The organism is Flavobacterium sp. DSR3-2, assembly GCF_049896525.1.
Classification (GTDB): Bacteria; Bacteroidota; Bacteroidia; order Flavobacteriales; family Flavobacteriaceae; genus Flavobacterium.
In genome coordinates, this window is record NZ_JAFCUM010000001.1 from 316,664 (window position 1) to 342,515 (window position 25,852).

General features: G+C 35.0%; 19 protein-coding genes. 7 read left to right on the top strand and 12 right to left on the bottom strand.

Features of this window, described 5'->3' with window-relative positions:
- Nucleotides 1-251: 251 nt before the first annotated feature.
- Nucleotides 252-3,437, bottom strand: a complete 3,186-nt coding sequence (locus ACP7AV_RS01330; protein ID WP_426090451.1) for a T9SS sorting signal type C domain-containing protein — start codon at nt 3,435-3,437, stop codon at nt 252-254.
- Between the two features lie 390 nt (nt 3,438-3,827).
- On the opposite strand from ACP7AV_RS01330, the gene ACP7AV_RS01335 reads away from it, so the two are divergent.
- Nucleotides 3,828-4,325 carry a regulatory protein RecX gene (locus ACP7AV_RS01335; RefSeq protein ID WP_426090452.1) on the top strand — a complete coding sequence of 166 codons (498 nt, stop codon included), beginning with the start codon at nt 3,828-3,830 and terminating at the stop codon, nt 4,323-4,325.
- A 169-nt stretch (nt 4,326-4,494) separates the two neighbouring features.
- On the opposite strand, the gene ACP7AV_RS01340 is transcribed toward ACP7AV_RS01335, so the two are convergent.
- From ACP7AV_RS01340 to ACP7AV_RS01355, 4 genes are all read right to left on the bottom strand, one after another.
- The gene (locus ACP7AV_RS01340) at nt 4,495-5,649 is read right to left on the bottom strand and encodes a beta-ketoacyl synthase N-terminal-like domain-containing protein (protein ID WP_426090453.1); all 1,155 of its coding nucleotides are present in this window, start codon (nt 5,647-5,649) and stop codon (nt 4,495-4,497) included.
- 304 nt (nt 5,650-5,953) lie between these two features.
- Nucleotides 5,954-7,258: an adenosylmethionine--8-amino-7-oxononanoate transaminase gene (gene bioA / locus ACP7AV_RS01345; protein WP_426090454.1), complete on the bottom strand. Its 1,305-nt coding sequence runs from the start codon at nt 7,256-7,258 to the stop codon at nt 5,954-5,956.
- Between the two features lie 2 nt (nt 7,259-7,260).
- A complete protein-coding gene (gene bioD / locus ACP7AV_RS01350) occupies nt 7,261-7,878 on the bottom strand; it encodes a dethiobiotin synthase (RefSeq protein ID WP_426090455.1) in 618 nt (205 codons plus the stop codon).
- 113 nt (nt 7,879-7,991) lie between these two features.
- Complete coding sequence (locus tag ACP7AV_RS01355) at nt 7,992-9,143, bottom strand: aminotransferase class I/II-fold pyridoxal phosphate-dependent enzyme (protein ID WP_426090456.1); 1,152 nt, start codon at nt 9,141-9,143, stop codon at nt 7,992-7,994.
- A gap of 295 nt (nt 9,144-9,438) precedes the next feature.
- On the opposite strand from ACP7AV_RS01355, the gene ACP7AV_RS01360 reads away from it, so the two are divergent.
- The 6 genes from ACP7AV_RS01360 (at nt 9,439) to ACP7AV_RS01385 (ending at nt 14,435) form a co-directional block, all read left to right on the top strand.
- On the top strand, nt 9,439-9,978 hold the full coding sequence (locus ACP7AV_RS01360) for a hypothetical protein (protein ID WP_426090457.1): 540 nt from the start codon (nt 9,439-9,441) through the stop codon (nt 9,976-9,978).
- Nucleotides 9,979-10,510: 532 nt separating this feature from the next.
- The gene (locus tag ACP7AV_RS01365; protein ID WP_426090458.1) at nt 10,511-11,434 is read left to right on the top strand and encodes a hypothetical protein; all 924 of its coding nucleotides are present in this window, start codon (nt 10,511-10,513) and stop codon (nt 11,432-11,434) included.
- The gene (locus ACP7AV_RS01370; protein ID WP_426090459.1) at nt 11,424-12,980 is read left to right on the top strand and encodes a phosphatase PAP2 family protein; all 1,557 of its coding nucleotides are present in this window, start codon (nt 11,424-11,426) and stop codon (nt 12,978-12,980) included. Before ACP7AV_RS01365 ends, ACP7AV_RS01370 begins: the two co-directional genes overlap by 11 nt.
- Before the next feature lie 259 nt (nt 12,981-13,239).
- Nucleotides 13,240-13,713 carry a hypothetical protein gene (locus ACP7AV_RS01375; protein WP_426090460.1) on the top strand — a complete coding sequence of 158 codons (474 nt, stop codon included), beginning with the start codon at nt 13,240-13,242 and terminating at the stop codon, nt 13,711-13,713.
- A gap of 6 nt (nt 13,714-13,719) precedes the next feature.
- A complete protein-coding gene (locus tag ACP7AV_RS01380; protein WP_426090461.1) occupies nt 13,720-14,223 on the top strand; it encodes a DUF2975 domain-containing protein in 504 nt (167 codons plus the stop codon).
- 2 nt (nt 14,224-14,225) lie between these two features.
- Nucleotides 14,226-14,435 carry a helix-turn-helix domain-containing protein gene (locus tag ACP7AV_RS01385; protein ID WP_426062612.1) on the top strand — a complete coding sequence of 70 codons (210 nt, stop codon included), beginning with the start codon at nt 14,226-14,228 and terminating at the stop codon, nt 14,433-14,435.
- 167 nt (nt 14,436-14,602) lie between these two features.
- On the opposite strand, the gene ACP7AV_RS01390 is transcribed toward ACP7AV_RS01385, so the two are convergent.
- The 7 genes from ACP7AV_RS01390 to ACP7AV_RS01420 form a co-directional block, all read right to left on the bottom strand.
- Entirely contained in the window at nt 14,603-14,884 is a 282-nt protein-coding gene (locus tag ACP7AV_RS01390; RefSeq protein ID WP_196852647.1) for a FoF1 ATP synthase subunit delta/epsilon, read from the bottom strand.
- 73 nt (nt 14,885-14,957) lie between these two features.
- Nucleotides 14,958-16,469 (bottom strand): F0F1 ATP synthase subunit beta, encoded by a 1,512-nt coding sequence (atpD, locus tag ACP7AV_RS01395; RefSeq protein WP_426062610.1) that lies wholly within the window; start codon nt 16,467-16,469, stop codon nt 14,958-14,960.
- Between the two features lie 256 nt (nt 16,470-16,725).
- Complete coding sequence (locus ACP7AV_RS01400) at nt 16,726-18,219, bottom strand: G-D-S-L family lipolytic protein (RefSeq protein WP_426090462.1); 1,494 nt, start codon at nt 18,217-18,219, stop codon at nt 16,726-16,728.
- A 34-nt stretch (nt 18,220-18,253) separates the two neighbouring features.
- The gene (locus ACP7AV_RS01405; RefSeq protein WP_426090463.1) at nt 18,254-21,079 is read right to left on the bottom strand and encodes a carboxypeptidase-like regulatory domain-containing protein; all 2,826 of its coding nucleotides are present in this window, start codon (nt 21,077-21,079) and stop codon (nt 18,254-18,256) included.
- A gap of 375 nt (nt 21,080-21,454) precedes the next feature.
- Nucleotides 21,455-23,302, bottom strand: coding sequence for a glutamine--fructose-6-phosphate transaminase (isomerizing) (gene glmS, locus ACP7AV_RS01410; protein ID WP_426090464.1), 1,848 nt, complete (start codon nt 23,300-23,302; stop codon nt 21,455-21,457).
- Between the two features lie 9 nt (nt 23,303-23,311).
- Nucleotides 23,312-24,973 (bottom strand): DUF4270 domain-containing protein, encoded by a 1,662-nt coding sequence (locus ACP7AV_RS01415; protein WP_426090465.1) that lies wholly within the window; start codon nt 24,971-24,973, stop codon nt 23,312-23,314.
- A gap of 20 nt (nt 24,974-24,993) precedes the next feature.
- Complete coding sequence (locus ACP7AV_RS01420; RefSeq protein ID WP_426062605.1) at nt 24,994-25,800, bottom strand: glycogen/starch synthase; 807 nt, start codon at nt 25,798-25,800, stop codon at nt 24,994-24,996.
- Nucleotides 25,801-25,852: the final 52 nt, after the last annotated feature.

The following is a 25,852-nucleotide window of genomic DNA, read 5'->3' on the forward strand; positions in this document are numbered from 1 at the left end:
GTTTTGGAATTTAAATTGAAACCTGCTGCGCAAATTGGCATTTAACAAAGGTTTAATTTAACAAAAGCACATAAAATTATTATAAAATCAAAATTAAACCGTTAAACAGCAATTTTATTCGTTAAAAAGCACTTTTCTTTATTAAATAATTAAACGAGGAGAACCCAGGATAAATTTCAAAAAATAATTAACATAAAATAGCCCATTTTATTAAAACAAAATGGGCTTAAAACCTATTACTTTAAGTTTTTTTAGTAAATCGTTTTTGCAGTTACCACATTCCCATTTTGCAACACTGTTTTTACAATTAAAAATTGTTCACTTGAACCTAAATTAGGGATTACAAGTTCCATATTTTCAACATTAATTTTTTCGTATAATTTTTTGCCTAGCATATCATAAATAAAAACTTTATCGATTGATTGTACTGATGAATTGATTTTTATCCGCTTGTTTTTCACCGATACCAAAACTTCCGTACCAGTAGTAACAAAATCTCCAACACCCAATTTTTTATCTGTATAACGCAGTACAAAACGATCATCAAAAGTTCCTGTTGCTGTTTCAAAACTATATGCCGCTTTTTTCAAATCGTGAATGCTGTTGCTAAACTTATCCTCAAGATAAATATTTTGAGACGCAAATACGCCATCGACCTCATCAATACTAATTGAAAAAACACCTTCTATAACAGAACTGTATCCTAATGAGACACTGTCATTTTCGTCAAATGGCAAAATCCTGCCTTGAATGGTCATTGCTACATCATCACTAATACTATAGAAATCAATGAAATCATTCCCATTATAACTTGGCCCATCAAAGGAAGAGTCAAAACCGTCAGTAGCATTAGTGACATACCCTACCAACATTTGTTTAAACGCACCTTGGGTATTGGTAAGGTTTAACCAAACACGGTTTCGCTCAAGCGTATTTGTCTTTTTTGTTGCACTTTTTACTTTAAAAAACTGATTATTATTCAATATAGCGCCGTTTACATCCAGTCTCATACTATTATTAAAGTCAATAACTGTTCCGGTTGGACTTAGTTTGCTGCTAGTGAAAAAAGCTTGACCTGCTGCTATTTTTCCAGTTGGTTTATTGATTGTTTGCTCTGCATTATTTATGGAATTACCAGTCCCGATTCCAACCCCACCCGTAAGATTATAGGTAGCATAATCATCTGATGAATACGCATAAACACCCGATCCTGGATTACTAACACCAATTCCTATAGCGGTATTGTGCGTCCAGAAATACAGTGTTCCATCTAGTACGGAACTATTAGCATTTAAAAATCTATCTGCAGATAATGCCGAAGGATATGGATTCCCTAAAAGATAAGATCGGTCCTGGCTAATTCCAGTAATTGTCAACGGTCCATTAAATGGAACTCCCACAAAATTAGCTTGATATACCCCTAGTGGTGCTGGTGGTGCAGAGATATTCTCTGGTGCTCTAATAATATACCCTATTCCTCTTTGCATGAAATCTTGTGGATTTTCCTGTTTCCAATTATCAATTGTAGCATTAAAAGAATAAAATTTATCATAATCCGTATTAGGAGAAACATCAATCAATTTCTGGTTTGAAACTGGAGATGACCAATAGGTGTAATCGTATCGTTTAATAGGAGCTGTTTCTCGTTCGTAAATTATATTACCCGAATTACCAATATTATTTATTTGTATGAGACTCGCATTATTTTGAAAAGTTAAAGTGCCACTTCCATTAATCGTAAGTTTATCTTGAAGCTTTAGTGTGACATTTTGATTTACAATTATTTTTGAATTTGTATTTACTGTGCAAGAACACAATTCCGTATTGCTTGAGATCGTAATAGGTGAAGCTGATGGAGCTGCTATAATTCCTATTTTTGATATCGTAGGTGGAGAAGTCCAAGTTGAACCATTAAAGGTTGTAGTTACTACGTTATCAACAACAACATTAGAGGTAACTGGCGAAGTACAAGTTGTATTGGAAACCGCAAAAGCATACGTTGTTCCTGCAACCAAGCCTCCAACAGTCGTAGTTCCTCCCGTACCCGTTAATCCTGTCAAGCCCGTAGTATTTGGACTGGCAATAATTGTCCAAGTGCCCGAAGCTGGCAAACCGCTTAAAGGAATATCTCCTGTTGTAACGACACAATTGGGCTGATTAACTGTTCCTACAGTAGGCGTTACAAGTGATGAAAATACGGATGAAAATCGTAATCTTGACTGTCCTAAGTTTTCAAAATATTCTAATACAAAATTAGTATTACCGCTTAGATAAACCGTGTAGGTTGTTTCGACATACGAATGAGCACCCCAATTATTTACAACGTAAGTAAGACCTCCGTCTAAACTTAAACGATATCCATCATCACCACCAACTGTAAAAGTGTAACAACCTGCTGGCAAATTTCTATTCATTTTAAATCGTACCGCAAAATTATCAGCATAACTACCACAGAGATTAGGTCCCGAAAGCGATCCGTCAACTAAATTTAAATCAAAATTCTCCGTTTGTGTAACATAACCTCTATAGTTTGTACTAAAGGCATTAGTTGGCGGATTACCTCCGTTTGTATTAGCATACACAAAACCTATCCAAGAACCTGTACCATAAATAACTTGATCTCCTTGTGGTGGCACTAGAGAAATATTAGTTGAACTTGTTGCTGTACCACCAGGGGTAGTTATAGTTATAGCTCCAGTAGTGGCTGTGACAGGTAATTGGGCCGTTATTTGTGTATTGCTATTTACTGTAAAAACCGCATCCACACCATTAAATTTTACTGCGGTTGCACCAGTAAAATTTGAACCAGTAATGACAACAGAAGTTCCGGATGCAGCACATGAAGTATTTGGAGTAAAGCTGGATATTGTCGGGATTCTATGGCCATTTAAAGTAACATTATCTACTAGCAATGAAGTATTAGCAGAACCAGCATCATTTGATTTATAAATATAAATCAAAACATTTGGTCGGTTATTAGCCGCAACAGGCAATACACAACTATTAGTTCCTCCTGTAGTTGTTGGGACATAAGCAGGCGCAATCGAAGTTATAGTTGCACCATTATCAATACTATAACGAATATCAAAACTATTTATATTAGTATTAGTTGTTTTATTACAGTAAGAAAAAGTCATGTTGGCAAACCCAGTAGTATTAACCGCTATTCGATAATGAGCATTAACATTCCAAGAATTACCCGTTAGTGATGATGAAATTCCACTTCCACAAGTATTATCGTTAACAAAATCAATATTTCCAACACCAACAGAAACGCTTGTAGGAGTACCTGCTGTATTATTTATATTTGGATTAGCTGTCCGTGTTTCAAAATTAAATTGAAGAAGAGTTGTTTGTCCATTAGATACCAGAGACAACAACATAAAAAAAACAAAAAGAAGAAACGTAGTATTTAGTGAAAGTATTTTTTTATTCATATCGTATTATTTATTTATAGTATCGCTATATTTAATAAAATTTTTTACTTAAAAAAAAGCAAAAATATAGCTACAGATGCAAGGTAGCTTCTGATTATATACAACCCGCAATTTAATCGACCAAGTACTTAATAATCGGTTGAAATACATATTTAAGCAGTTCTAATTTCTACTTTTCAACCTTTTAAAAATCATTTTTTTTAATCTAACTCGTTTTATAACAGCGTTTATTGCTAATAACATGACAATAGGTTTTTTTATAAAAACAAAAAAATTAAATACCGGTTTACCATTTGGAGCAATATCGATTTAAAGGCTTATTTTTGAAATCAAATTACTTGTAGAAACAATCAACTTTAAGCGCAATAATACTGCTGTAAAACCAAAAAAATGAATCCAGTTTTTTCTGTAAAAGAAGCCATCCATAAAATAGAGTATTACTGCGCCTATCAAGAACGCTGTCACGAAGAAGTTGTGCAAAAATTACGAAGTATGAAAATGGATTCTGATGAAATCGATACTATTTTAGTGCATCTAATCAAAGATAATTTCCTGAATGAAAGCCGCTTTGCCTGCAGTTTTGCCAGAGGAAAACACCGGATTAAGTTTTGGGGGAAAATCAGAATTGTAAGCGAATTAAAATTTCGAAAAATCACACAGTACAATATCAATTTGGCACTCAAAGAAATCAATGCTGCCGAATATCTATGCACTTTTCACACCGTTGCAGAAAGAAACTGGCAATCCATTCCCGAAAAAAATGTGCTAAAAAAACGCAAAAAATTCTGTGATTTTTTGTTGCGCAAAGGCTTCGAGAGTAATTTGGTTTACGAAAAAGTAAAAGAGCTTGAAAATTCGAACACAGATGAAATGGATGTAACGGTTTAGCACCAATTTTAAAATTCATGACGATCCTTACCTAATACTACCTTAATTATTTCAGCCACAAATTACACCAATTTCCACGAATTCCTTTGCCGATTTTTAAAAATTTGAGCAAATAAGAGTAGTTCGTGGTTAACTATTTTTAAAAGTACGCATCATATAAATTAAAGAGTTACAAACTTAAAAGAACACTTACCGCGTTTCCGCCAAAACCAACGGCATTAATTAGTACTTTTTTGATGGGCTTTGTTTGAATTTGTGCTTTCGCAAAAGGAACTCCAACGAACTTATTATGTTGCATCATCAAAATAGCAAGTTCCATACTCAAAATACCTGAGGCTCCAAAAGTGTGCCCTATTTTCCATTTATTGGTAGTTAATAAAGGCAAATTTTCGCCAAAAACTTTTTGTATCGCTTTATATTCCGTCAAATCTCCTCTGATGGTTCCCGGAGCATGCATCACAATAACGTCAACTTCTGAAAAATCGATATTTTGCAACGCCATTTCCATTGATTTCTGCAAACAAGTCGCTTCCGCAGAAATAGAAATATTGTGTTCTAAAATCTCCGTAGCATAACCAATTCCTTCAATGTAAGCCAATGCGTTTTCTTTTTTTCCAATTTCCAGACAACAAATGCCGGCACCTTCGCCAAGAACCATGGTGTTTTGTTTCTTTTCTAAATCAAGTGCTCGATTCGGATATTCTTCTGTGCTATTCGAATAAATTTTCAAAGCGCGCATTTGAGCAATCGTAAAATCAGTTAAAGGCGCTTCACTGCCGCCGACCAGAAATTTATCTGCCATTCCTGCTCGAAGCCAAGCCACTCCGTTTAATACAGCGTGCAAAGCAGTAGAACACGTAATAGAATGTGAAATTTCAGGGCCCGAACTTTGCAAATCATGAGCGACCCAGGAGGAAATATTTCCCAAAGTCGTCGTTGGAGAAGCTAAAGTTTGTGCTTTTCCAGTTTTTAAATACTCCTGATAGTGTTTTTCAAATAAATCAGTGGCACCACGCGAAGAACCAATATTGATTCCAAAAACGTCATTTGAAGTCCAGCCCGCATTATTCATCGCTTGTCGTGAAACTGCCATGGCATACAAAACCGATTTGTCCAAGGATTTATATTTACTGTCTGAAGCTCGCAAAGCCAAAATAACTTGCTCTAAATCATCGAGCAACATAGCAACGAAAGTTTTTTTATGGTCTAAAATGTGTTCCGTAAAACAGTGATTTTGATTGAGATAATTTCCCCAAATTGTTTTTGAGTCAGTACCCAAAGGTGAAATGGAAGCTATAGCGGTTATAGAGATTGTTTTAGACAAAATAGTACTATTATTTAGTGGCAAAGGTCGTAAAGTTTTTCATAAAATTGGTACACTGAGAGCACAGATACTCATGATAAAAGCGGAATTTTATTCTTTTAACCAATGAAAATCCTTTTAATATGTTCAATCTGCGGCCTAAAAAACAGAAATCAATAATGATGAATTTTCTGTGTGCGTCGTTATGAAAAAATAGCACGCAGAGAACAAGGATTTTAAGAGATAAAATCGGTTTTTTTTAATCTGTGAGAATCTGTTAAATCAGTCAAACCTGTCTGTCGGCAGAAAGCACTCTTACCTAAAATCAAACTGTTTCTAATGCATTTTCGACTACTTGATACACTTTTTTTAATTGCTCGTCTGTAATAATGTAAGGAGGCAAAATGTATACAATATTACCAACAGGACGCAGAATTACTCCGTTTTCGATAAAAAAATCATAGAGTTTGTTGCGCAAAGTTCCATAGTAACTGGCGGAACTTTCCGTTTTTATTTCTAATGCAAAAATGACTCCGAGCACACGAGTCGTGGTTACTTTAGGATGGTTATTTATATGTTCTTGAAAGTCCAAATGGCTTTTATTTACTCTAATAATATTCGCTTGCATTTCATTGGTTTGCAACAATTCTAAACTGGCTAAAGCCGCCGCACAACCTGTGGGATTCGCTGTGAATGTATGTCCGTGAAACAACGCTTTATTGATATCATCATCATAAAAAGCATCGAATAATTCCTGAGTAAAAGTAGTAACCGCCATAGGAATTGTTCCTCCGGTCAACGCTTTGGACAAACACATCATATCTGGATTTTCGACCAAAAAATCCGTCGCAAAAGTTTTTCCGGTTTTTCCAAAACCTGTCATCACTTCGTCTGCAATGGTCAGCACATTATTTTTCTGACAGATTCGCATCAATTCATCTAATGACTCCGGATCATACATTACCATTCCTGCGGCTCCCTGAACCAATGGCTCAAAAATAAAACCAGCGCAATTCTGGTTTTTTATAATTAATTGTAACGCATCATAACTTTCTTGTTCTTTTCCTTTTACAGGAACCGGAATCCGAACCACATCAATAAACATTCCCTGAAAAGCTTGTGTGTAAAAAGAAATTCCACTCGCCGCCATGGCCGCAAAAGTGTCACCATGAAAAGCATTTTCGAAAGCAATTATAGTAGTTCTCTTTTCTCCTTTGTTAAAGAAATACTGCAAAGCTACCTTAATTGCAACCTCAACAGCAGTTGATCCGTTATCTGAAAAGAATATTTTTTGTTGGTTTTTTGGTAAAATTTCCATCAACTTTTCGGCTACCAAAATAGCAGGTTCATGTGTAAATCCACCAAACAATACATGTTCTAATGTCGTGAGCTGTTTGTAAATCGCATCGGCAATAAATGTATTAGAATGTCCATAAGGATTCACCCACCAAGAAGCGATAGCGTCAATATATTCTTTGTTATTTTCGTCCCATAGCAAAGCGCCTTTACCTTTTTTAATAGCAATTGGCAACGCCGCAGTTTTGTGCTGGGTGTATGGATGCCAAAGGTATTGGCAGTCTCTTTCTATAAGCCCCCTAACTCCCGAAGGGGGAATATTTGTTCTACTCATAATTATAAATTCAAAAGATTTTCACTAAATCGGTCTGCGTATTCCTTAATTACATTTTTATCAAAATAGGGTTCTTGTTCTATTCTTCCAATACATTTTGCCCCAGTTCTACTCCCGATTATTTCTTCAGTCGCTTTGTTTTCATCGCCAGAAAAAATAATTCCAGCAATTGCTATCTTTCTGTTTTGTAAAGCTTCAATGGTCAATAAAGTATGATTGATACTTCCCAAATAATGACGGGAAACCAATATCACTTTATAATCGGGCTGAATCAAATCTACAACGCAATCATTTGAATTTAAAGGAACAAAAACACCTCCTGCACCCTCTACAACCAAATGATTTTCTGTTTTGGGTTCAATGATTTTATTTAAATCAATCGTAATTTTGTCCAGCTCAGCAGCAAAATGTGGACTTGCCGGAGTATTCAAAGCATAACTATTAGGATGAATCACTGTCTTTTTATTAGACAAAAATGATTTGACCTTGTGGCTATCGGAGTTTTCTAGATCTCCCGCTTGAATGGGTTTCCAATAATCGGCTTCTAAAGCTTCTGTTATAATGGCTGACGCGATGGTTTTACCCACATCGGTTCCAATTCCTGTTATAAATAATTTCATAAATTTTTCTGTTTTACAACGATTCACTAAGTCAAAAATAGTTTCACTCCCTTTTCTTGCAATAAATTAGCCTCCTGAAATTAAAAGATTAGCAATAATTTGCTAAAGCCGTATCATACTTCTGCCGTAAAAACAAAAGTACTCAACAATCGCAACACTTCCGAGATTTCTTCAGTCGAATTATAACTGTGCAAACAAAAACGCAGACGTTCTTGACCTTCGGGAACCGTAGGCGAAAGTATCGCTTTGACATCAAATCCTTTTTCCTGCAATTGGTTGGCGATTGTTTTGACTTTTTCATTTCCAGGAATAATAGCTGATTGTATGGCTGATTTGCTTCGGACAAAAAGTGGTTTTAAACTCAGCAGATTTTTCTGCTGATTAAAAAAAACAATGTTTTCTCTTAATTTTAAAATTGAAGCCGAATCCATTTCTAAATGCTGATACGCAACCAGAATCGTGGCAACGGAATGTGGTGAAAGTCCTGTGGTGTAAATAAAACTTCTGGCAAAGTTTATCAAATATTCTCGCAATTCATTCGACCCTAACACTGCTGCTCCATGGCAACCTAATCCTTTCCCAAAAGTAACTATTAGAGCAAAAACGTGCTCTTGCAAACCCAACATTTGAACTAATCCTTCTCCTTTTGAACCAAAAACACCCAAAGCATGCGCTTCATCAACCACTAAATAACAGTGGTGTTTATCCGAAAGCAAAACCAATTCTTCTAGATTTGGACAATCACCATCCATTGAAAATACTGATTCAGTGACGATATAAATAATAGTATTAGGATTCCGTAAAATCAACTTTTCTAAATCTTCAAAATCATTGTGATCGAATTTATAGGCTTTGGCATTCGATAGTTGAATTCCGTCACGAATAGAAGCGTGACACAATTCATCGTATAGAATTAAATCGCCTTTTTGTGGAACCGAGCCAAAGAATCCAATATTTGCATCATAACCCGAATTAAAAATCAGCGCAGTTTCCGAGTGGTGGAACTTAGCTATCAAATCTTCTGTTTCTTGATACAATTTATGATTTCCAGATAACAATCGCGAGCCAGTTGCTCCATTTTGAATGATTTTATTATTAATTAAAAACTCTTGTGTTTCATTGAAAATAATTTCTGATTTAGCTAATCCTAAATAATCATTGGAAGCAAAATCAATCCTTTTACTTGACAAAGGCAATTGTCGTAAAGCATTATTTTGCTTTCGAATCTCAAGTTTAGCGGATAGATTTTCTGGAAAATGTTTCATAGTCAGCAAAAATAAGCATCTTTTTTGGTTTATTGATTTTGTAAATTACTTGTTTGTTTTTTCATCAAACCTAAAAAAAATCAAGCTTTTTTCTTAAAATCAAAATTCGGCTTCTTCATCAAAAAAAATCAAATGCATTATAAATTAACAATGAAACTAAACCGATGAAAAAAAAATACATAAATTTTTTCGAAAACGGTTTCGATTTATAACCTTCGTAAAATTATGTTAAAAAAAACTTAAAATAAATATTGAAAATGTTAACCAATGAAATAGTTTTTTACTTTCGGCAAATATGAAACGAATTGCATCACTTTTTTTAGTAGTAACGTTGTTTTACAACGTGATGGGATACTATCTGATGTTTGCTTATCAAGAAGAGCAAGCGTGGGTATCTTCTATGGAAAAGAGACATGATTCTGAGTTTCAAGTAATCAAATTGAATGCAACTTTATACTCTTTTATCGAAGACACCGGTTTTGAGTATGTCAATGAAGATGTGGTAATCAACAACAAAAGCTATCACATTTTCAAAAAAAGAATTCAAAACAACATATTAAGTCTGTATTACCTGCGCAATTCACATCAAGATGCAATAAGTCAGGATTTAAAAGACATTGTTGACAATCAATTATTCAACGGATCTTCCTCAAAAGAGTCTCCGGTTAAAAAACTATTAAAATCTTTCCTTAAAGATTACGTACCAAACACTGCTGTTTGTTTCGCTTTTTCGCCTGAAAAAGAAGCAGAAGTTGTAGCGATTAATGAAAATCCAATAGCGTCTTTACGCTCGGGACACCTTGCTTTATCGTACACACCACCTGATTTCGTTTAATTTACATTTTATACCAAAAACATTACAATACTGAATATATAGTGTTTAGTATTAATTTTCAAAATCAATATAACTCCGCTGGGTTTTGATATTAAAATTGATTAGTGTCTGCTACATTGGTATAAATTTACGGCGAGAAGTACCTTATTACTGCAGGAAAATCATTGATTCGCCAATCTAATTCACATTGTTATTTGATTTTTTTGTCAATTTTTTTTAAACAACTAGGACAATATCCTTTCCTTTAAACCGTGAAAACATAGTAGACTCCGAGTAAAAAAAATTGTTCTTTTTGCATCAGTATCATTCGCAGTGGTTTGTAACCGTTCGCAAAGTGTTACCGACAAGAAGAATTCAACGACGAGAGGTACTCCTGTTCAAGGTGATTCAGCTTTTGCTGATTACACAACAAACATAGGATTATTAACCAGATTTTAGTTATTAAGCATCTGAAAATTTGTTGTTTTCTTAATAATTAAAACAAAATGTTTTTAAATACCAAACACCCGCTATTAACAAAAACCATTTTTTAATGAAAAAATTTTACTTAAGTTGTCTGCTGTTGGCATCTTTATTTATGAATGCTCAAACAGAGATTGATGGAATTATGATGAGTAAAGGCAATTTTTGTTTTGGAACAATATACCAACATAGTAGCTGGGACAAGTATTGGGAAGGAACCTTTAAAAGAAAAAACCTCAATTTTGGTACCGTATCCACAAAGTCATTGGCTTTGATGGGAAACTATGGTGTTTCTGATAAATTAAATATTATTTTCAGCCTTCCGTATGTAGAAACTAAAGCTTCTGCTGGCACAATGGGAGGAGTAAAAGGATTACAGGACATCTCTTTTACCGTAAAATACATGCCTTTTGAAAAAACAATTGGCAAAGCCACTTACTCTCTATATGCTTTAGCAGGTCTATCGGCTCCAATTTCAAATTATCCAGCAGATTATTTACCATTAAGTATTGGCCTGAAAAGCAAGACTGCTTCCTTACGATTAATGGGTGATTATCAAAGAGGTCGCTTTTTTACCACGCTATCCGGCGCGTATGTAAAAAGAGCTAACGTAACCATTGACAGAAATTCCTATTACACAACCGAAATACATTACACCAATGAAGTTGACATGCCGAATGCTATATCTATAAACTACAGAATAGGCTATCGCTCCAGCAGATTAATAACCGAAGCTGTTCTTGATAATTGGGTTACGCAATCTGGTGGATTTGACATTACAACGAACAATATGCCTTTTCTAAGCAATACTATGAATGCATTAAAAATTGGTGTGAATACTAAATACACGCTTAAGAAAGTACCGGCATTATCTATTATTGGAGGGTGCAATTTTGTTACAAAAGGCCGAAATGTAGGGCAATCAAATACCTTTTACGGCGGTCTATTTTATGTCGTTAATCTAAAAAAAACAGTACAAGAAGATGAAAAATAAAGTACAAAAAATAGCCTGCAATAGTCTTTTGGTTTTGTTTCTTACGTTGAACTATTCTTGTAGTGACGAGTTAACAGAACGCAATGAGCAATTTCCTCAATTAAATCCCGCCAATACAGATGTATTAGCCGGAAGCTGGAAAACATTCCTATTGACTGCCCCAAATGAATTTTATTTGGATCCGCCAATAGCATCAAACACACCTGCTTTTGCAAGAGAAATTAATGAAATAAAAAGTTACCAAGCAAGCATAACTCCGGAACAGAAAAAAATAATGCAATATTGGAGCGCCGGAGGCGTTTTACGTTGGAATGAGATTATGCGGACCTTAGTGGCAAGACACAATCGTCCACCATATCAAAATGAAGACGAAACATATCCTGCACCATCTGGAGCAAATCCATTTGCGAATCCTCAATTTCCTTTTTCAAATCCTCCTTACGCAGCCAGAGCTTATGCGTATGTGAGCGCTGCGCAATACGATGCGATGGTTGCAACTTGGCATTATAAAAAACTTTATAATAGAGATGCACCATTTATAGTTGACGCAACTTTACCCGTTCTAATCCCGAAGAGCAGCTTACCTTCTTATCCATCTGAAGATGCTGTTTTAGCAGGAATTACTGTTGAATTATTAAAATTATTATTCCCAACAGAAATCGCTTACATCCAAGAAAAAGCAGAGGAACAAAAATTATATCGCATTATTAGTGGTGCCAATGTTCGAAGTGATGTTGATGCCGGAATTATTTTAGGCAGAAAAATTGCCGCCAAATTTATCGCCAGAGCTGCCACTGACGGAACAGGAGCAGCTATTGGCAATCAAGCACTTTGGACACAACTTGAAACTCAAACTGCAGCCGCTGGAGAAACTCCATGGAAATCACTAGATATTCCCGCGAGACCACCGATGTTACCAATGTTTGGAAAAGTAAAATCATTCCTTATGACCCCTGAAATGGTTCTTGCCAGTCGTCCGGTTCCACCGCCTTCCACGAAATCAGAACAATTTGCAAAAGAATTAGCTGAAGTAAAAACCAACAGCAAAAATGCCACTAGAAAAAATATGGAAATTGTTACCTTTTGGGCTGATGGTGCGGGTACATACACACCGCCAGGCCACTGGAATGCTATTGCAGCTGAAGAATTTGTAGCCCAAAATTACAGCGAAGTACGATGGGCCAGAAATATGGCGTTATTGAATATTGCCATGATGGATGCGGCTATCAGTTGCTGGGATGCAAAATACTTTTATTTTAATCCAAGGCCGTGTCAGATGGATCCATCCATAAAAACATTAACAGGGATTCCGAATTTTCCTGCTTATGTATCAGGTCACTCGACCTTTAGTGGTGCTGCCAGTGCCGTATTATCGCATATTATTCCTGCAAAAGCGCAAAATTTTTCAATTATGGCTAAACAGGCTTCTGATTCGCGCTTGCTTGGCGCCATTCATTATAGGAGTGATTGTGAAAAAGGATTTGAATTAGGGAAAAAAGTAGGTGGCTTTGCTGTTGCAAGAGCTACAATAGATGGAGCTGAATAATTAAAATATAAGTTGATAATTTGTAAATGGTTTGTTTTAATATTTGTTATCAACCAAAGCCTAACAGACGTTGGAAACCTGTTAGGCTTTTTTATAAAAAAACTATTCAAAAATGAGTTTTGCCTAAAACAGTTTTTAATTCAGATTTAAAATAAAAAGGGGAAAAAAATACCTGTAATTAATCTTTTTCTATATTTTATTGTTTTTAAACATTTAATTATTGTTTATCGATAATTTTTATATATTTACAAGAAAAAATATGAGAAAAATTATTATTTTAAATTGGGTTTTAAAAATTTTCATAGGATTATTAATCTTAGCTATCCCAATAAACGAGTGCTTACGGTATAACATGTCTAGCGAAGAAATAACTATAATATATAAGGAATCTATTTTCGGAAATTTAAGTCCTTATATAATGTTATTACGAATAGTGGTCTTAATATTCACGGTACTTAATATTCAAAAAGGACTCCAAGCGTTTATTAAAGAAGGCGTTTTTAATTTTAAAAGCTCAGAGAGATTTAAAAGAAGTGGCTACCTTTCGTTGCTGTTAAGCGTTTCTGGGATCATAATTAAACTGTTGGGCATGAGTCAGACGCCAAAGGACCAGATACTATCTGATATTATTATGTATTTGTTATTACTTGCAATTGGAATTGGGTTATTAGCTTTTTCTGATGTAATTAAAAAAGGAAATATCATAGAAACTGAAAATAATTTAACAATATAAAATAGTATGAAAAAATTAAATTTATTAAAAACGATTATCGATTTTGTCTGGATTATGGCATTAATTTTTATTCCGTTCTTATTGTTTTTTATCGGATATTTATCGATTTCAAATGAACCGTTTGATGTTCCAATAAACATGAATGGTATCAAAATTACTGTTTTGGACCTCAATGCTAAAATTGTTTTATTTTTTGCAACCTTGTCTTATCTCTTACTATTGTATGGTTTATATCTAATAAAAAAACTACTCCGATTGTTTCAGTTGAAGATTATTTTCGATAACAAAATAATCTTTTACTTCAATCGAATTGGAAACCTATTTATACTTTCCGGATTTGTATCGGGAATTCCTGCTTTCTTTTATAAAGTAGCACAAGGTGAAATAAAAATAGAAATTGGAGCAAATCCTTTCCTGTATCTTATTTCTCTTGGATTGTTTTTTACGGTTTTAGCCGAAGTTTTTAAAATGGGGAAACAATTGAAAGAAGAAAACGAACTAACCATATAATTATGCCAATCATAGTAAACCTTGACGTAATGCTTGCCAAAAAAAAAATGCGCTCCAATGAACTAGCGGAACGAATGGGAATCACAACAGCTAATCTTTCTATTTTAAAAACCGGAAAAGCAAAGGCGATTCGGTTTTCGACTTTAGAATTGATTTGTGAAATTCTGGAATGCCAACCCGGAGATATTATGGAGTTTGTAAAGGATGAATAATCTCTTGTTGTCAAATTTTTAGCCCAGATGGAAACGGCATCCTTTTACAAAGGTTCCAGCCTTTTGAAGGCTGGAAGCTTTGTGAAAGATATAGTGGACAGCTGGAAATAGCTCCAAAAAAAAAGCCTCACAAATTGTGAAGCTTTAATTTATATATTGAAATCATTTTAGTCGACTAAAACAATAACTTTGTTGTCTTTCATTTCGATTGTCCCAGAATTGATAGCAAGTGTGTAATTTTGGGCATCGAGTTTGGTGAATTTACCTGCGACTTCTTTTGCAAAAGCAAAGTTAGAAGCGGTAATTTTCACTACTCCTTTTTCTAAAATAGAAACAATTGGCGCGTGGTTATTCAAAATCTGAAAGCTTCCATCCACTCCTGGCAATGTAACCGAAGTTACTTCTGCTGAAAATAATTTTGCCTCTGGTGATACTATTTCTAATAACATAATTATGAGTTTTGAATTATGAGTTATGAGTTTTCAAAATTTGAAACAACTCATAACTCATAACTTATAATTTTTAAGCTTCCGCTAACATTTTTTCTCCAGCTTCGATTGCTTCTTCAATAGTACCTTTCAGGTTAAAAGCGGATTCTGGCAAGTGATCTAATTCACCGTCAATAATCATATTAAATCCTTTAATAGTATCTTTAATATCAACTAAAACTCCTTTTAATCCTGTAAATTGCTCCGCAACGTGGAAAGGCTGAGATAAGAAACGTTGTACACGACGTGCTCTTGAAACGGCTAATTTATCATCTTCTGATAATTCTTCCATACCGAGAATCGCAATGATATCTTGTAATTGTTTGTATTTTTGCAAAATTTCTTTTACTCTTTGTGCACAGTCATAATGCTCATTCCCTAAAATTTGAGGCGTAAGTATTCTTGAAGTTGAATCCAATGGATCAACCGCAGGATAAATACCTAACTCAGCAATTTTACGAGACAATACTGTTGTTGCATCTAAGTGGGCAAAAGTTGTAGCCGGAGCTGGATCCGTTAAATCATCCGCAGGAACGTAAACCGCTTGAACAGATGTAATAGAACCTTTGTTTGTAGATGTGATACGCTCTTGCATTGCACCCATTTCAGTTGCTAATGTTGGTTGGTATCCTACCGCAGATGGCATACGACCTAAAAGTGCCGAAACCTCAGAACCTGCTTGTGTAAAACGGAAGATATTATCCACGAAGAACAATACATCTTTACCTTGATCAGTTCCTGCCCCATCACGGAAATACTCAGCGATAGATAATCCTGAAAGTGCCACACGAGCACGAGCTCCTGGAGGCTCATTCATTTGTCCGAAAACGAAAGTGGCTTTAGACTCTCTCATTCCTACTAAATCTACTTTAGACAAATCCCATCCTCCATTTTCCATAGAGTGCATGAATTCATCCCCGTATTTTATAATTCCTGACTCTAACATCTCACGAAGTAAGTCATTCCCTTCACGTGTTCTTTCTCCTACTCCTGCGAAAACGGAAAGTCCACCGTGACCTTTTGCAATATTATTAATCAACTCCTGAATCAATACTGTTTTACCAACTCCAGCACCACCAAACAATCCAATTTTTCCCCCTTTTGAGTAAGGCTCAATTAAATCGATTACTTTAATACCTGTGAATAAAACTTCAGAAGAAGTAGATAAATCTTCGAACTTTGGAGCTGCTCTGTGAATCGACATTCCGTTTTCACCTGTTTTTGGCAATTCCGGCAAACCATCAATTGCATCTCCAATTACGTTAAATAAACGTCCGTAAACATCGGCGCCAATTGGCATTTGAATAGGATTACCTGTTCCAACTACCTCATAACCTCTACTCAAACCATCTGTTGAGTCCATCGAAATGGTACGAACTGTGTTTTCACCTATGTGAGATTGTACTTCAAGTACTAATAAAGTACCATCTTTTTTTGTGATTTCTAATGAATCATAAATTTTTGGAAGTTCAACATCCTTACCGTTGAAAACTACGTCAACTACTGGTCCAATGATCTGGGCAACTTTTCCTATTACTTTCGACATTACTTATGTATTTATTAAATAGCTATTTAGGTTTATGAAATAGTACTAACCGAATTGTATCGATTAAATGCTTTTTTCAGTGTGCAAAGATAATTTTTTAAAATATAAAATCAATAATTTTTTATAAAAAAAGGATATTTTTAATAGATACTGGAGAAATGACTTGGAAACAGACAAAAGATCGCAATATCCTCAAAAACAAATAACCACCACGTCAAGAAACGGGTGGTTATTATTTATAAAAAAAAAGTTCAAATTATTGAATGGTAGCTGGATATTGAATTCCATACAAACCTAAATCAACACCTTTCAAATTAGAACCATATTTAGCATTTATAGCCTCCAAGAATTTGTTAGCAATTAACGCATATCCTCTTGGACTTGGGTGAACTCCATCTAAAGAAAAAGTACCACCTGTAACATAAGCAGCAGTCATGTGAAAAGTACCAAAACGAATTCCGCCATTGTTCAACTGATTCAAAATTGAAGCTGTATCAACGAAAGCCAAATTGTTTGATTCAGCCGCAGCTTTAATCGTTACGTTATAGGCATCTGTCGCTAACTTTATCTCCAAAATCTCTGAAGCTGTCAAAACCCTATTGTCTTGCAATGGAAAAGTTACCCCAACGGTATTAAAAGGAGGCGGAACTCCAGCTTGTGGTGTTCCAATAACTGTTCTGGTTGTAAGCAATACAAAATCTTTGTCAGTAACATTTGCACCACCATTAGCATGACGCGCTTGTCCATAAAGATTGCCCATTAAAGCTGCTTGCTGCGCTGGAACACCCGCTGCAGTTAACTCACTCGTAATTTGAGCACTGTAATTAACCAACGTTTCATCTCTTATCAATAAAGGATTTGTAGCAGAAGCCGTTAATATTTTAATTCTACTTCCAGCACCTAGTTTTGTAAGAATTTGTTTTACTGGCCCTAACAACTGTGTATTCAATTGTGTTGCAGTTGCAGCATCTAACGGAACTGGGTTAAAAGGAACCGTCGTAAAAAACGGTAGATTGTTGATATACGGTAAATTGGCAACAACTCCTTTTTTACCTCCTGCCGCGAGAGCAGTAGCTAATGCATTATAAGCCGCATTAAAAGTACCAGTGGGAGTAATGTCATTCCCCGCAACAGGATCTTGCGAAGTAGGTATACCACCATTGGTAGCATATCCTAAAACATCATTTCCTCCAATAAACAAAGAGAAAAAGGTTGGATTTTGATCTGTAGCATCTTTTATTACGCTTGACATCGCCGTTTTCGCAAATCGACCAAAATATGGATTAGCTCGTCCGTAACCTGCAACTCCTAAATGTATTGCTTTTGCACCTGGAACTCCCATATTGCTGTATGAACCAGAAATACTAGCACCAAAAACTGTTCCCGAAACCCCTGAAACATTTACAGGTCCAGCACCATTGAAATACAAACGTGTTGGGAATTGAGGAACTTGATTTCCTCCAATTGAAAACCCACCTCTGTTGTCATCGGCCATGAATGGATTTGTAAAAGCACCTCCGCCAACTAAAGCAAATTGCCCTGCCAAGATATTAGGGTATGAATTTTTTTGACCGGCTTTAAAAAGAGCTCCATCACTATATCCCGCTGCAAACGAATCTCCTAAAGCAACATATTTAGAAAAATCGGCCGTACCCGCTGTTAGCGGCTCTTCGGCAATTACCTCATCATCGTTATTACATGCTGCGAATGTTAGCGAAATCAACAACAGCCATTTGAAATTTTTTATCATAATATATTTTTTAAAATTATTGACCTTTTTATAATTATGGGTTGATTGTCCAAGAGGCAAACCATTGTTGCCCTATGGCTCCTGCTCCAATAACCTGAAGATAATCTTTTCCACCAATATTGGTAGCACCAATTTTAAGTACAGATTTTAATTTTGGAAAACCATAATTAATTTGAGCATCTAATACAGTGTTTTCCGGAACCATACCGTCAGCAAAAGAAGACTGCCATAAATACTCCGTATTGTATCTTGCATTAACATTGAAACCAAAGTTTTTAAACAATTTAGTGTTACCTATAGATGCTTTAACTCTGTGTTTAGGAGTGTTAAAACCAGCTATAAAACTGGGGTCTTCTTCTTGATTAAAATTGAACTCAGCATAGTTATAATTTACACCAACTTCAAAATCCTGATACACTTTTTTAGACAAACCTACACCAAAACCTAAAGATGTAATTTTTGCAGTAGTATTGGTATATACCTGATACACTCTTCTGTCTCCATTACTCAAAGCAGAAAGCGTACCCAAAGTTGCAGGGTTACCAAAATCAAAAGCGGTATTAACATTTCCGTAATACGGACTAATCACTCTTGAAGTATTCATGAAATCATTATAAATATTATAATATCCATTAATATCAATTGACAAATCATTGTTAACTACAGAACGATACCCTAATTCTATAGCCTGAACCTCCTCAGGCTTAACCAATATTGGATTAGCTACTTTTAATAAAGCTGCTGCTGCAGGAATATTCGATGGACTTGCAGCAACTGCAGCACTGAAAGCCTGAACTGATGTCAAAGTATAAGAATTAGTATAGGCATTTTGACCTGTTAAAGTTAAAGTTGCAGGAATTCCTAATGCTTGACCAGCAGCACTAACTCCTCTAACTTCAGTAAAACGATCTAAATTCTCAGGAGCAGAACCAATTAAAGCAAACGGCCCTAAGTCTAAACCAATGTATTGATCTTGTGTAGTTGGGTTTCTGAAACCTGTTTGATAGGAAACTCTAAAATTATGTCTTTTTGTTGCTCCGGCAGAATAGACAAAAGATACGCGAGGCGAAATATTTCCGTCAAAATTTTGACTTTTATCGTAACGCGCAGATCCTGTGAATTTCAACCTGTCATTCATGAATTTTTTGGTCAATTGCCCGTAAGCACCGTACTCATTATATCTTAATGGACCGTCAAAATCAGTGAAGATTGTTCCTTGTGAGTTCATTTCATATTGTCTGAATGAACCTCCTAATTGAATCTCTGCAAATTTTACCAAATCTTTAAAATTGTAATTTACATCTGAATGGTAAATTTTAGACTGATCGATAAATTTAGCACCTTTAGTTAAATCCGGCTCTGCAATTGCAGCTGCTAAAGCGCTTTTAAATTGTACAGAACCTGGTTCAAATCTTGCACTTCCTGTTGGAGTAACTAAGAAAGATAAACCTGCTGGTTTGATATTGTAATCTGCATAATTTCTTGCATTTGTAGCAGATTGCTGTGCGTTAGTACCTAATACAGCTCCCGATAACTGATACGCAGTAGCATAATTAGTAAACCATTCTGTATCTGATTTTGCAGCCCTGTTAACATTCCACGCAGCAAAACGCATATCATAAGAATTACCAGCATCTTCGTCAGTAATATATCCTCTTACAAAGAAATTTTTCCCTTTTATCTCGATTTTAGATTGTTGCATAAAGAAATCATTCAATGCATATCTGTTCGCTCCTTGATAGATAGTACTTCCTAAACCTAATTTATGTTGTAATATAATTTCGGTTTCACCCTCCCAAGGTTTAAAATGCAAAGAGAAATCTGCTTTTACACTTCTAACTTTATTGTCATTCAAATCCTGCTCGCGGTATCCTGTTCTGCTTACCTGCCCTACGTTAGTGATGAAAGTAGTAACCTCATCACCATACAAGTTCAACCCGTCATAGTTTTGATTGTTAGCGTGTCCAATTGAACCACCTGTTAAACTTCTGTCATCTGCGGCAATCCATTCTGTAGCTCTCAAAAAATTGAAATTTGCTTTGGCTGCAAAATGCTTAGTAAAAGCCTTTGCTGCTCTCAATCCAAAATCAAAATAATCATTCGTACCAGCAGCTTGCTGAGTAGTTTGTCCGTATTTTACGTAAGTACTAATTCCTTGATTCGCAAAAGGATTTTTACTGTTCATGAACAAAATACCATTAAAAGCATTTGCGCCATAAAGAGCGGAAGATGCTCCCGGAAGCAACTCAACGTTGGCAACATCAATATCAGATAGCCCGATCAGATTTCCTAAAACAAAGTTCAATGCTGGTGAAGAGTTGTCCATCCCGTCCACCAACTGCATAAAACGAGTATTGGCAACTGTAGAGAAACCTCTTGTATTTATAGATTTGAACGAAATACTGCTTGTGTTAAAATGCACCTCTTTAAGATTTTCTAAACCATCATAAAATGTCGGTGCAGTTGTACTTTTTATTTGTTGTATACCCATTCTTTCAATAGTAACCGGTGATTCAATCACTCTTTCAGGAGTTCTTGATGCAGAAACTACAATTTCATCCAGTTTATTTTCTTCATCTATAAGCTTTACAGAAATTCTTTGATCAGCAGAGGAAACATTGATCTTTTGAGTTCCAAACCCAACACTTGTAATCTCAATTACGAAAGGAGGCTTTTTAGCAGTTTGTAATGTAAATGAACCGTCTAAATCGGAAATAGTACCCGAAGATTCTCCAACAATTTTTATGTTGGCTCCAGGAATAGGTTGGTTGTTACTGTCTGTAACAATACCTGAAATTGAGTTTTGAGCAAAAGTTAGGCTACAAAAAAACAATGACAAAAAAAGTAAATACACTCTCATTGGGATATAATTTGTTGGTTTATGCCGCCAAAGTACAAATATTTTTAATATTAATAAAAAAGGACTGAAAAAATTTCATATTCTTCAGTTCTTTTGCCCCATTTAAGCTTATTCCACATTTATAATTAATTATTTAATGTTAAAATTTATGCTAAAAACCCAGAATATCATTATGCACGCATATAAAAAATACATTTATCACAAAATAATTATTAATTTTTAGATATTTGATAAAAGTTCAAAAAGCCGCAAAATTTACCGTTTATTTCACTTTTCCAGCGTCTCAGTATTCTTATTTAATAAATTATAAAACACAAAAAAAACCTCGAAAAAAACTTCCGAGGCTTGTTATAAATAATGCAATTATCTACAAATTTATTCTACGGTAACTGATTTCGCAAGATTACGAGGTTGATCTACATTGCATTCACGCATAACAGCAATGTGATAAGATAACAGTTGCAATGGAATAGTAGTAATCAACGGTGATAATGCATCCGAAGTTTCCGGAATTTCGATAACATAATCCGCTAATTCGCGTACTTGTGTATCTCCTTTAGTAACTACCGCTATAATTTTTCCACTTCTGGATTTAATTTCTTGAATATTACTCACGATTTTATCGTAATGCCCTTGTTTTGGTGCAATTACAACCACAGGCATGTGCTCGTCAATTAACGCAATTGGTCCATGTTTCATTTCCGCTGCAGGATATCCTTCAGCATGTATATAGGAGATTTCTTTTAATTTTAAAGCTCCCTCAAGAGCCACTGGAAAATTATACCCTCTTCCCAAATACAAACAATTAGGAGCGTCTTTGAAAACTGCAGCAATTTCTTTTGCTCTGTCATTTGTTTCTAAAGCCTCTCTTACTTTTTCAGGAATAATTTCTAATTCTTGTAAATAGGTATGAAAAGCTGAATTTGACAATGTCCCTTTGGCTTTAGCCAAACGCAACGCAATCATTGTCAGCACCGTAATTTGAGTTGTAAATGCTTTTGTAGACGCAACACCAATTTCAGGTCCCGCATGAGTGTAAGCACCGGCGTGAGTTTCTCTTGAAATAGAAGATCCCACTACATTACATACTCCAAAAACAAACGCACCATTTTCTTTAGCCAATTTTATAGCGGCCATGGTATCAGCCGTTTCTCCAGATTGAGAAATAGCAATAACGATATCCTTACTGTTTATGATTGGATTTCTGTATCTAAATTCAGAAGCATATTCCACTTCAACTGGGATTCTTGCAAATTCTTCAAAAATATACTCTGCAACTAAACCAGCGTGCCACGAAGTTCCGCAAGCCACAATTATGATTCTTTCCGCGTTTAAGAACTTTTCTAAATTATCCTCAACACCTGCCATTTGAATCAAACCTTCATTAGCATGAAGTCTTCCACGATATGTGTCTTTGATAACGCTTGGTTGCTCATAAATTTCTTTCAACATAAAATGATCGTAACCACCTTTTTCAATTTGCTCCAAATTCATTTGAAGCTCTTGAATAGTAGGATTAACTAAAGTATCATCTTTAATTTTACGCACTTTCATTTGTTTGTGCAATCTAATATTTGCCATTTCACCATCTTCCAGATAAATCGCATTAGATGTATATTCTATAAAAGGAGAAGCATCTGAGGCAATAAAAAATTCCCCTTCACCAACACCAATTGCTAGTGGGCTTCCCAACCGGGCAGCAACAATTTCATCTGGAGTTTTTTTGTCAAAAACAGCAATCGCATACGCTCCTACTACCTGATTCAAAGCCACCTGAACTGCTTTCCCTAATTTTAAATTATCTTTTTTCTGTACTTCTTCAATAAGATTAATTAATACTTCGGTATCCGTATCAGAATGAAAAACGTATCCTCTTTTGATCAACTCTGCTTTTAAGGGCGCATAATTTTCAATAATTCCGTTATGAACTATTGCCAAGTCCCCTGAATTTGAAATATGTGGATGTGAGTTTACATCATTTGGAACACCATGAGTTGCCCAGCGTGTGTGACCTATACCAATGCTTCCGTTGATGGTAATCTCTTTTGAAGCTCGCTCCTCAAGATCTGAAACTTTCCCTTTTGTTTTCGAAACCTTTAAGTTCTCACCGTCATACAACATGACTCCAGCACTATCATAGCCTCTATATTCGAGTCTTTTTAATCCTTTAATTACAATAGGATAAGCTTCTCTGTATCCAATATATCCAACAATTCCACACATAGTCTTGGTTTAATTAGGTTTTGTATAATAAATTTCAAGTTTTAATCTTTTGGCCTCAGTTACGGTAGATTTTCCGCTGTACAAAATGGTTCCTAATGGGTTCATAACCGAAGCCTTTGGTGCTTGAGAAATAAATGTATTTGGAGTTTTTAACTTATAAGATGTTATCATTCCAATGTCTTCCGTAACTACGAGACCTAATTTAACATTAGTAGAATCGTTGTTATTAATCAGATTTCTTATTTGATTGGTTACTCTAATTTTATAGGTCACCCCTTTTTTACTAGTGGCAACTTTCTTTATAATGCCATCCAAAATAGTTTTAGATTTTTTTGGATTCGCACTATTAGTAGTGGGGTCTAGGTAATAATCTGTCAAAGGTCGGCTGTTATTAAAATCATACAAATAAATTCTTTGTGGCTCATAAGTGTTGGCCATAGCGGCTGCATCAATATGAAAAACAAGATTTGCTTCATTAATCAATATTTTTTTACCATCTGCCGGGTTTCTTAAGTCATCTAATTGATCTGAAATTTTATTAGGACCTGTTAACACTCCATTAGCATCATATCCTTTTAAATCTGTTTTATCAAAGAGCTCTAAAACCGCTATAGATCCTTCACCACCTTTTAAAAATAATTTCTCATCTCCTTCAGTTGTGTTTCCAGTCGTTGGCAAGGCATTATACGCACTTCCATTACCGCTAAAATCGTTGTTCAATAAACTAACAGTATTTCCTGTCATGTTTAAAACAATCGTTTTCTTTACTCGTGTTGTAGCCCCACCTGTTGTAGAAACTAAATCCTCATTGTAAATAATGGTTATTTTGCCTCCTTTAAAATTCAGCATCGCTAAATTGCCTTGACCGCCTCCGGATTTCTCCATTTTAAAATAAAGACCTCTAAAATAATTTTTAAAAACTTCATTTGAGGCTAACTTACCTGAATTAACCGCATCAATAATCTTGGCTTTAAAATAATCCCTATTCAAATTCAGCTTCATTCCCGGAGCAATGTATGCTGTTGATTTCACCTTCGTTACCGTATCTGTTGTTACAACAACATGCTCTGCAGGGTTAAAAAAGAACTCATCATTCTGAGCCTTATCAACGTTGTCATTTAAACGGGTCGGAATTTTTAAATTATCGAATTCAGTATTCTGATCTGTAAAGTATTTTTGAGATTGTTGAAATCCTCCAATAGGATCCGCATCTCTCATAAAATAACCTGATTCATAAATACTTAATTTCATTTTAGCCTTATCCGGACCATAAATAGAGTCTAATGCATAGACATGACTTCCGTCAGCATTCGTTTTTGTTTGGGCTGCGTCTGTGTAATACGGAATAGAGAGCACTACACTTTCAACAAAAGGTTTTGTACTTACTGAAGTAATAAGAGCAGGTAAAGTTAACTGAGTATTGAAGTTTGCGGTTGTTTCGCCAAAATTTGTACTACTGTAAATTCCCAAAGGATTTACTTCAAGATTATTGGATTGTATTGGTCCTGTTTTTTGATTGTAACCAGAAACACTGTATGTTTCTTTTTTAAAATCAAAATTATTTTCACCGATTAAATCTCCACCAATTTCGTTATAATCTTTATCGCAAGAATATAAAAAAACAACACTTGCTACTAAAAGAATTTTCTTAAAAAAAGAATTATTGTACATACTTATTAAAAAAGTTTAATTTAAAGAACCTCGTTTCTGTAGAAATTTGTATACGCTTCCGCGAATGCATCTTTCGGTGCGAAAGGTAAAAAAGGTTTTCCTGAAGATTCTATAAATTTTGTTAAACTTGGAGAGAGGTTTTCTGAAGCAATAATCACTGCATCAGAATGTTTGATAGTTGCTTTGATGATATTTTCGTAGTTTGGAATCTCAAGATCTGTTATTGCATCGTCTGGAACACCATCAAATTTTACTTTATTAATCATTTCTTCATTTAAAGTCCCTTCAAAAGATTGGCTGTACACAGAAGTAACAATTTTTGTTTCCGAAAACAATGCTTCGTTTTTATAAAAATGCTTCATATAAATAGGTAGCATTGCAGCCATCCATCCATGAACATGAATAATATCCGGAACCCAATTGAGTTTTTTAACTGTCTCAACAACTCCTTTAGCAAAGAAAATCGCACGTTCATCATTATCTGGATACATCACCCCTTCTTCATCAGCAAACGTAGCTTTTCTTTTGAAATACTCGTCATTATCAATAAAGTAAACTTGAATCCTTTCTTTTGGAATAGAAGCCACTTTAATAATTAACGGCATATCCAAGTCATTAACTACCAAATTCATCCCCGAAAGTCTAATTACCTCGTGCAATTGGTGTCTTCTCTCGTTAATATTTCCATACCTTGGCATAAAAATTCTTATCTGTCCACCTTGATCATTAATCATTTTTGGAACGTCATAAGACATTAAAGAGACCTCGGTTTCAGCGAGATACGGCACCACTTCAGATGATACATATAATATCCTCTTATCTTTCATATCGTAATTTACTTAATTTATTGGCAATAAAAACCATGCAAAATTACAAAAA

Excerpts from the sequence above, each read along its gene's own strand:
- ACP7AV_RS01330 (WP_426090451.1), bottom strand. The coding sequence starts at position 3,437 with ATGAATAAAAAAATACTTTCACTAAATACTACGTTTCTTCTTTTTGTT.
- ACP7AV_RS01335 (WP_426090452.1), top strand. The coding sequence starts at position 3,828 with ATGAATCCAGTTTTTTCTGTAAAAGAAGCCATCCATAAAATAGAGTAT.
- bioA (WP_426090454.1), bottom strand. The coding sequence starts at position 7,258 with ATGAGTAGAACAAATATTCCCCCTTCGGGAGTTAGGGGGCTTATAGAA.
- bioD (WP_426090455.1), bottom strand. The coding sequence starts at position 7,878 with ATGAAATTATTTATAACAGGAATTGGAACCGATGTGGGTAAAACCATC.
- ACP7AV_RS01355 (WP_426090456.1), bottom strand. The coding sequence starts at position 9,143 with ATGAAACATTTTCCAGAAAATCTATCCGCTAAACTTGAGATTCGAAAG.
- ACP7AV_RS01360 (WP_426090457.1), top strand. The coding sequence starts at position 9,439 with ATGAAACGAATTGCATCACTTTTTTTAGTAGTAACGTTGTTTTACAAC.
- ACP7AV_RS01365 (WP_426090458.1), top strand. The coding sequence starts at position 10,511 with ATGAAAAAATTTTACTTAAGTTGTCTGCTGTTGGCATCTTTATTTATG.
- ACP7AV_RS01370 (WP_426090459.1), top strand. The coding sequence starts at position 11,424 with ATGAAAAATAAAGTACAAAAAATAGCCTGCAATAGTCTTTTGGTTTTG.
- ACP7AV_RS01375 (WP_426090460.1), top strand. The coding sequence starts at position 13,240 with ATGAGAAAAATTATTATTTTAAATTGGGTTTTAAAAATTTTCATAGGA.
- ACP7AV_RS01380 (WP_426090461.1), top strand. The coding sequence starts at position 13,720 with ATGAAAAAATTAAATTTATTAAAAACGATTATCGATTTTGTCTGGATT.
- ACP7AV_RS01385 (WP_426062612.1), top strand. The coding sequence starts at position 14,226 with ATGCCAATCATAGTAAACCTTGACGTAATGCTTGCCAAAAAAAAAATG.
- ACP7AV_RS01390 (WP_196852647.1), bottom strand. The coding sequence starts at position 14,884 with ATGTTATTAGAAATAGTATCACCAGAGGCAAAATTATTTTCAGCAGAA.
- atpD (WP_426062610.1), bottom strand. The coding sequence starts at position 16,469 with ATGTCGAAAGTAATAGGAAAAGTTGCCCAGATCATTGGACCAGTAGTT.
- ACP7AV_RS01400 (WP_426090462.1), bottom strand. The coding sequence starts at position 18,219 with ATGATAAAAAATTTCAAATGGCTGTTGTTGATTTCGCTAACATTCGCA.
- ACP7AV_RS01405 (WP_426090463.1), bottom strand. The coding sequence starts at position 21,079 with ATGAGAGTGTATTTACTTTTTTTGTCATTGTTTTTTTGTAGCCTAACT.
- glmS (WP_426090464.1), bottom strand. The coding sequence starts at position 23,302 with ATGTGTGGAATTGTTGGATATATTGGATACAGAGAAGCTTATCCTATT.
- ACP7AV_RS01415 (WP_426090465.1), bottom strand. The coding sequence starts at position 24,973 with ATGTACAATAATTCTTTTTTTAAGAAAATTCTTTTAGTAGCAAGTGTT.
- ACP7AV_RS01420 (WP_426062605.1), bottom strand. The coding sequence starts at position 25,800 with ATGAAAGATAAGAGGATATTATATGTATCATCTGAAGTGGTGCCGTAT.